Source organism: Actinospica acidithermotolerans (assembly GCF_018139625.1).
Taxonomy (GTDB): domain Bacteria; phylum Actinomycetota; class Actinomycetes; order Streptomycetales; family Catenulisporaceae; genus Actinospica; species Actinospica acidithermotolerans.
The window spans coordinates 51,321-57,668 of sequence record NZ_JAGSOH010000037.1; the positions used below are offsets into that span (position 1 = coordinate 51,321).

Sequence of the window (6,348 nt, forward strand, 5' to 3'; positions counted from 1 at the left end):
GCGCCGACGCCCGCTGTCAGCGCAGCAGCGCGCTATTCGATGAGAGAGCTTTCGGCCCGGCACTCCGGCGGATGCGCGAGGAGAGCGTCAGCATCCGCGCGCCTGTTCGCTGCGCGATTGGCTCCGAGGCGCGGAAGCGCCTGCACCACATAACGTCGCGCCGTGCCGCGGGAGAGCGGCGCAGGAAGTGACGCAGCGGCGTCGTATGCAGCGGCATTGCGTTCTCGCTCATCTACCGAGAAGAGGCGCAGATCGCCGAGAGCCACCTGCTGCGCCAGTGCGGATTCGAACGCGACGCGCTTCGGCCCAGGGCCACGGCCGCGCCCCTGGCACGGAAATCCGTCTGCACGCTTGCCAAGGTTCTTGCGCGGCGCGTCTGTCTGCGCCGGTTCCTCATCCGCCGCCTGGGCCGGAGCGGCGCACAATGCGCCATTGGTATCCTCCTGCTCCTCTTCCACTCGCTCAGGGCGCGGCGGTTCTGCTGCGTGGCGCAGCACCGCACGCCATGTGCGCCACATCATCGAAGGGAAGTTGAGCCAGAGCACGAAGGTGCGCCATGTACCGCGCCGCATCTCTTCCTTGGTCAACAGATTGCGCAGGTTGGCCAGAAGGTGCTCCAGAAAGACGGCGTACATCAACGGCGGAATGGCAGCGACGAGGTAGCCGCCAGGGTTATGAGACGGCGTATGAAGCACGTTCATCGCCACGCTCGCGCCGATGCAGCTGGCGAGCGTGAGGCACGTTGAGGCTCCGCGCCGTCGGCGCAGCGCCTCGTACAGGCGCAGCATCGAGACGCCAGCCGTGCCCGCATCCAGCAGCAGAGCCCAGACCCTGGCTTCGGGCGCCTTGTTGCCGTTGTGGGCCAGGACGTAGTCGACCTGAGCGTGGTACGAAAGCCACGCGGAAGCGCCGGCGAGCACGAGCAATACGACGCTCGCCAGAATCAGCAGGCCGTTGACCACCCACGTGGGCAGCTCCGCAGCATCGGAGGACTGCTCGTGTCGGCGGGCGGATGTGGCCGTGCGTGCGTGTAAAGCCATAGTCTGGTCGTACATCAGGGGTTCGCTCCTCTGATCAGGCCCCGGTGGCCATCGGCCAAGATCTCCACCGGGGCTGCCTTACATCGAGCTCAGCGGTTTTGAGTCATCTCCCGCTCTTCGAGAAACAGCAGCCACGAAGCCAGGAGTTGCTCCTCGGTGTCGCCGTGCAGTCGGCCGCGGTGCCGAAGCATGCCGTCGACAGCGACGCGGATCAGCGTGTTGGACGTGATGCGCTCGACTTTGGTGCTCCGCGCGTCGTGAAGGTTGCGAGCGAAGTCATCCAGGCTGGTCCACTGATCCGGCCTGATCCGCGCCGTCTTTGGACGTGTGGACGCCATCGCTGTCGACTCGCTGAGTTCGACGTCTTCGGAGGGGGTCATGGTGACCTTTCTCGGGCTGGGTCGCACGTGGCACGTAGCGAGTGCTCAGTCCATTTCTAGCCCGTCGGAGTTCGGTTTCCCAGAACTTTCACCCTTTTGGAGTCTCTGAACTTTCGAACTTCGGAAGTACGATGTTTATGGAAGCACAAGAGGGGGCCGGGTTGCCGCCCGACCCCCTCAACAGATGCCCGCCTCGGTGTTCGAGCACCGGTCGGGCCAGGACACCCTGTATAGGAGGGAATCCAATGTTCCATTTTGCCACCCCCGGCGACTCTCCCTCGCCCGCGGAGGACGAGCTCTTCCGCCTCCTCAGCGACGGCGCCGACGCCCCCCTCGACCCGCTGGGGCGCCTCAGTATGCTGCTGATGGACGCCAGCCCGCACCTGATCGCCGTGGTCCTCGCGGCGATCATCGGCTTCGGGTCGGATGAGAGGTGGGCCTGGTGAGCGGGCAAACGGCGATCCTCATCGAAAGCGACGGTGCGATCACCACCCCGCCGTTCGCCGGAATCGCAGAACCCGATCACCCGGGAGGACGGCTCTGGCACGTCCGCAGCCTCCTCGACGCGGCTTATCCGCAAGGCGCCAAGATCCCGGGAAACCATCGAATTGGTTGCCTGGGTCGACGGGTACGGCCGACGCCGCATGCGGGACGCGAACGTGGTGGTCAGCCACATCCTCGCCAGCACGGTCGGCACACCGTTGCAGATCATCTGCGGACCCGTGCTGATCACCGGCGGCTCGCCTGAAGGGCCGTTAGGGCTGGGATCCACGCAAGTCGTCGAGGCGTTCGAGCGCCTCGGACTGGAAGTTGGCGACGAGCCCTCCGCGGGCTAGCGGAGCGCGCCCGAATCCGTGGGGCTGGGTTGCCACCCAGCCTCACGTCTCACCCACCTGGCTCGGCGTTCGAGCGCCGAGCCAGGCCACGACGTCCCTGTATAGGAGGGCTTCAATGCCTCAGCTCACCATGTCCCGGCGCAAGTTCGCCGGAGTACCAGTCATCATGACCACCGCCGCCGCTCCCCCGCCTGGCGTGCGGAGCGAGTCGCGTCAACTCGTCGCGCTCGGCTGGCTCTCGCGGACCGCCGGCCAAGTCACCGTCTTCGGCCAGTTGGCCGACCGCAACTCGCCTCCGACCGGTCGGTGATTGCCATGTCCGACCTCAACGAGAGCTACGTTGCGAAAGCGCTGATCGCCGACGCGCTGTTCTGCTCCGACCTCAGGACCGGCGCTTCACCCAATGACAGCGAGTTGGCTGACGCGATCCGTTCCGCATTGCAGCGGCGTCGTGGCTGGAACGGCTGCACCCGCGCGGTTGCCACGGCGTTCGTCGAGTCGCCCATCAGCGCTGCCGAGCGTGAAGCGTGGTGCCACCAACTCGCCGTCCACGCACTGACCGCTGCCGAAGTCCGCGCAGTGCTCAGCCGAATGGAGTAGTGCCCAGCGACCGGGCAGGCGCTTGAGCGGCAGGTAAAAGGGCTTCCGGGTGTTCATTCCCGCATAAGCAGCCAATGCCCGTTAGCTTGCGCGAACGATAACCGTAATCCAGCATGAACAGTAAGCCCAGTCGGACGCGATCGTTCAGCTGGAGCGAACAGTGGACATAGAAAGCGGCCCCGGCGCTCAGTCGCCAAACAGTCCGCCGGGGCCGCACCCCCTGCAAGGAGGCGATCCCATGATGCCCCAACCCCCCAGTCGTACTCCCGCTCCCGACACTGGAGCGTTCGTCGGCCCGTTCGCGGTCGGCGCATCTGGCGTGGACAGTGAGTCCGCGCTCCATCCCACCAACGTCGCGAACGCCGCGTGGGCTGGTGACGCCGACGGCCTGCTGAGCACCGAGGAGGTCGCTGCCCTGCTCGGCGTTGACCCCTCGACGCTTCGCCGCTGGCGGAACGCGAAGCCGCCCGAGGGGCCGACTTTCGTGCCGATCTCCGAGCGAGTCACGAAGTACTGGAGGAGCGACGTTCTCGGCTGGCTCAGCCGGATGCGCGTCGTCACCGCGGCCCCGGCGACCAAGAAGGCGGGCCACTGATGGTCGACAAGATTGAAATCCCGCTCGGCGTCAAGGTTTCAACAGACATCGAGTATCGCGGCCCCTACCCCAGCCCGTACCGCGCCCGCGCTCGCTGGTGGGATCCGGCGGAGAAGCGCCGTCGGTCCGCCTCCGACTCGTTCAGCACCGAGGACGAGGCCAAGGCTTGGCTCGACGGACTCGTCCAGCAGGCGTCCGTCGGAGTCGATCCCGACAAGGCGAACATGACGCTCAAGGAGTACGGAGAATCCGTGTGGACCCTGGCGTTTCGCGGGCTCGAGCCGAAAACGCTTGACCCGTATGGCTTGGGATGGCGAAAGCTCGTCGTGCCGTCGATCGGTCACATCGATGTCCGCAAGCAGTCCATCGGGATCACCGACCGCGCTGTCCACGCATGGATCGCGGAAGGGATTGGCAAGTCGATGGTGAAGAACGCGCTCGCCGCCGTGGGCCGCGTGGGAGACCAGGCAATCCGCGATGGCCTGATCAGCACCAACCCGTTCCGCATCACCGGGTGGCAAAGCGCGTACGCGAAGGCCGTGGCAGAGCTCGAAGACCCCCGCGCTCTCGCCCTGGCCGACTACGCGGCGCTCAAGAAGCTCTCGAACGCTCTCGTCGCGGCCTCGGCGGACAAGCGCTACAAGGACCGTCGCGGGTATGACGGGTGGGGCGACGTCGTCGAGTTCATGGCGTGTACGGCCAGCCGCATCGGCGAGGTCTCCGGCGTGCGCGCGGCTGACATCGACCTGGAGACCTGGATCTGGACGCTCACGCGGCAGACGACACCGAGCCCTGGCGGACTTCAGGACAAGCGCCCGAAGAGCAAGCGAGCCAGGCACGTGCCGATCATGCCCGAGATCCGTCCCATGGTGCGGCGCCGTGTCGAACTCGCGATGGCGAACGGCGGCAAGATGGCGCGGGTCTTCGCCGGCCCGCGCGGTGGCCGCATCACGACCGCTGTCCTGCGTGACGCCACCGACTGGGACAACGTGGTGACCCAGCTCGGATACGAATACCTTCGGCGGCACGATCTCCGGCACACGGGCTTGACGTGGATGGCCGATGCCGGAGTGCCGCTGCACGTGCTTCGGGAGATCGCCGGGCACGGAGATCTCGCGACGACCCAGCGCTACCTTCACGCGAGTCACGACAAGATCCACAGCGCGGGCCACGCCCTCCAGACCTACCTTGTGGGCCCCTGGTCCCAAACTGGTCCCAAAGACCCTCTGGGAGGCTCCCATCCTTAGAAAGGCATTGCCATAAGCAAAGGCCGCTGGCCTGGGATTTCTCCCGGCCCAGCGGCCTTTTTCTCTGGTCGGGCTGACAGGATTTGAACCTGCGACCCCCTGACCCCCAGTCAGGTGCGCTACCAAACTGCGCTACAGCCCGGAACTACTGTGGTCGCGGCTTGCGCCGCTGTAACCAGGAAGAACCATACCGCATCCGTGGCGGGAATCTCACCTCGGTAGATCGTGTTGGATCACGGCGGGGCACCCGTAGCTAGCGCGGAGGTATGAGATGAGTGGCACGGCGTATGACGAGGGCGCGGTCGTCGACAGCCCGACGGAGTGGGTCAACTCGCACATTCAGCAGTACGTGGCCTCGGACGGCGCCGAGGGGCACGAGTTCCGGAACGGGGCGCCGATCTTGCTGCTGAGCGTGCTGGGGCGCAAGTCGGGGGTGTGGCGGCGGAGCGCGTTGATCTATGGGCGGTCGGGGGATGCGTACGTGGTGGTGGCGTCCAAGGGCGGGGCGCCGGCGCACCCGGCCTGGTTTACGAACCTGGTGGCGGAGCCTATGGTGCACGTGCAGGTCAAGGGCGAGGAGTTCGCGGCGCGGGCTCGGGTGGCCGAGGGGGACGAGCGGGCTCGGCTCTGGGATTTGATGGCGGAGATCTGGCCGGATTACAACCAGTACCAGACGAAGACGGATCGGGAGATTCCGGTGGTCGTCCTGGACCCGGTGGAGGGCTAAGGGCTAGCAGGGACTCGTCGGAGGAGATCCGTGGGTGCGCGGATTCGGGCGCGGCGCGCGCTCGGTCAGCTAGCGCGGATCCGGGTGCGATGGGCTCTCGGTGGGGCGAGCGCGGGTGGCGGGGACGACAGGTGCCCTCGTCGAGCAGAAGCGGCCGCGGCGAGCTCGGATGGCGGGTACGACACGCGCGCTCGTCGAGCGGAAGCGGCCGGCCGGGGCTGGGCGACGGCGACGGCGACGCGCACGCTCGGCTGCGGGCGGACCCATGACCGGCCGGGCGACGGCGACGCGCACCCTCAAGCTGGCAGGCGGCCCACTGGACGACAGGACGACGCACCGGGACGGCAGCGCGAGGCGCGGGACGACAGGACGACGCGCGGTACAACAGGACGACGCGCAGGACGACAGGACGAGGCGCTGGACGACAGGACGACGCGCAGGACGACAGCACGACGCGCGGGACGGCAGCACGAGGCGTGGTACGGCAGGACGACGAGCAGGACGGCAGCACGACGCGCGGGAACGCCGGAGCGAGACCCACTGGCCGCCGGAGCGCAAGCGCAAGCGCAACCCGCCGCCCCGCGGCGTTAGACGACCAGGCGGAGGGTGCGGGTCGCCGGGGTGATGGTGACGGTCTGGCCCCAGGCGAGCTGGATGCGGTCGGCTTCCATGCCGTCGCCGAAGATGACCAGCGAATCGCTGCGGACCAGCACCGTCAGGGCCTGGTCGCCCTTGATCACGCCTTCGGTGAGGTCGGCGCCGGTGGTCGGGGACGGCCAGGCTTCGCGGACGAACCAGGCTAGGTCGCGGGCCTCGGGGGTGGGGAGCGCTAGGTCGGTGCGGCGCTCCTTGGCGACGGAGCGGAGCCAGCCGGTGGCGCCGGTGCCGGTGCCGGCTAGCAGGCCGGAGGAGGATTGGGGCTC

Annotated in this window: 9 protein-coding genes, 1 tRNA gene and 1 pseudogene; 7 read left to right on the forward strand and 4 right to left on the reverse strand. The window is 67.4% G+C overall.

Features of this window, described 5'->3' with window-relative positions:
* Nucleotides 1-32: 32 nt before the first annotated feature.
* Together KDK95_RS14760 and KDK95_RS14765 are read right to left on the reverse strand one after the other, a co-directional pair.
* Nucleotides 33-1,055: a DUF2637 domain-containing protein gene (locus tag KDK95_RS14760; RefSeq protein WP_212518723.1), complete on the reverse strand. Its 1,023-nt coding sequence runs from the start codon at nucleotides 1,053-1,055 to the stop codon at nucleotides 33-35.
* 74 nt (nucleotides 1,056-1,129) lie between these two features.
* Nucleotides 1,130-1,420, reverse strand: a complete 291-nt coding sequence (locus tag KDK95_RS14765) for a hypothetical protein (protein WP_212518724.1) — start codon at nucleotides 1,418-1,420, stop codon at nucleotides 1,130-1,132.
* A 245-nt stretch (nucleotides 1,421-1,665) separates the two neighbouring features.
* Between KDK95_RS14765 and KDK95_RS14770 the strand changes: the two genes are divergently transcribed.
* The 6 genes from KDK95_RS14770 to KDK95_RS14795 all read left to right on the forward strand — a co-directional run bounded on the left by KDK95_RS14770 (nucleotide 1,666) and on the right by KDK95_RS14795 (nucleotide 4,698).
* The gene (locus KDK95_RS14770) at nucleotides 1,666-1,866 is read left to right on the forward strand and encodes a hypothetical protein (protein ID WP_212518725.1); all 201 of its coding nucleotides are present in this window, start codon (nucleotides 1,666-1,668) and stop codon (nucleotides 1,864-1,866) included.
* A gap of 33 nt (nucleotides 1,867-1,899) precedes the next feature.
* The gene (locus tag KDK95_RS14775; protein WP_212518726.1) at nucleotides 1,900-2,256 is read left to right on the forward strand and encodes a hypothetical protein; all 357 of its coding nucleotides are present in this window, start codon (nucleotides 1,900-1,902) and stop codon (nucleotides 2,254-2,256) included.
* Between the two features lie 115 nt (nucleotides 2,257-2,371).
* Nucleotides 2,372-2,566 (forward strand): hypothetical protein, encoded by a 195-nt coding sequence (locus KDK95_RS14780; protein ID WP_212518727.1) that lies wholly within the window; start codon nucleotides 2,372-2,374, stop codon nucleotides 2,564-2,566.
* 5 nt (nucleotides 2,567-2,571) lie between these two features.
* Nucleotides 2,572-2,856, forward strand: coding sequence for a hypothetical protein (locus KDK95_RS14785; RefSeq protein WP_212518728.1), 285 nt, complete (start codon nucleotides 2,572-2,574; stop codon nucleotides 2,854-2,856).
* Between the two features lie 238 nt (nucleotides 2,857-3,094).
* Nucleotides 3,095-3,451, forward strand: a complete 357-nt coding sequence (locus tag KDK95_RS14790; protein WP_249161275.1) for a helix-turn-helix transcriptional regulator — start codon at nucleotides 3,095-3,097, stop codon at nucleotides 3,449-3,451.
* Nucleotides 3,451-4,698 carry a site-specific integrase gene (locus KDK95_RS14795; RefSeq protein ID WP_212518729.1) on the forward strand — a complete coding sequence of 416 codons (1,248 nt, stop codon included), beginning with the start codon at nucleotides 3,451-3,453 and terminating at the stop codon, nucleotides 4,696-4,698. The genes KDK95_RS14790 and KDK95_RS14795 overlap by 1 nt, the downstream gene beginning before the upstream one ends.
* Nucleotides 4,699-4,763: 65 nt before the next feature.
* Here KDK95_RS14795 and KDK95_RS14800 read toward each other — a convergent pair.
* Nucleotides 4,764-4,840 (reverse strand) — tRNA-Pro (locus KDK95_RS14800).
* Between the two features lie 129 nt (nucleotides 4,841-4,969).
* Here KDK95_RS14800 and KDK95_RS14805 point away from each other — a divergent pair.
* On the forward strand, nucleotides 4,970-5,425 hold the full coding sequence (locus KDK95_RS14805; RefSeq protein ID WP_212518730.1) for a nitroreductase family deazaflavin-dependent oxidoreductase: 456 nt from the start codon (nucleotides 4,970-4,972) through the stop codon (nucleotides 5,423-5,425).
* Between the two features lie 587 nt (nucleotides 5,426-6,012).
* On the opposite strand, the pseudogene KDK95_RS14810 reads toward KDK95_RS14805, so the two are convergent.
* A pseudogene (locus KDK95_RS14810) lies at nucleotides 6,013-6,348 on the reverse strand (hypothetical protein); the annotation flags it as partial.

Coding starts and splice junctions, on each gene's coding strand:
- KDK95_RS14760 (WP_212518723.1), bottom strand. CDS start 1,055: ATGTACGACCAGACTATGGCTTTACACGCACGCACGGCCACATCCGCC.
- KDK95_RS14765 (WP_212518724.1), bottom strand. CDS start 1,420: ATGACCCCCTCCGAAGACGTCGAACTCAGCGAGTCGACAGCGATGGCG.
- KDK95_RS14770 (WP_212518725.1), top strand. CDS start 1,666: ATGTTCCATTTTGCCACCCCCGGCGACTCTCCCTCGCCCGCGGAGGAC.
- KDK95_RS14780 (WP_212518727.1), top strand. CDS start 2,372: ATGCCTCAGCTCACCATGTCCCGGCGCAAGTTCGCCGGAGTACCAGTC.
- KDK95_RS14785 (WP_212518728.1), top strand. CDS start 2,572: ATGTCCGACCTCAACGAGAGCTACGTTGCGAAAGCGCTGATCGCCGAC.
- KDK95_RS14790 (WP_249161275.1), top strand. CDS start 3,095: ATGATGCCCCAACCCCCCAGTCGTACTCCCGCTCCCGACACTGGAGCG.
- KDK95_RS14795 (WP_212518729.1), top strand. CDS start 3,451: ATGGTCGACAAGATTGAAATCCCGCTCGGCGTCAAGGTTTCAACAGAC.
- KDK95_RS14805 (WP_212518730.1), top strand. CDS start 4,970: ATGAGTGGCACGGCGTATGACGAGGGCGCGGTCGTCGACAGCCCGACG.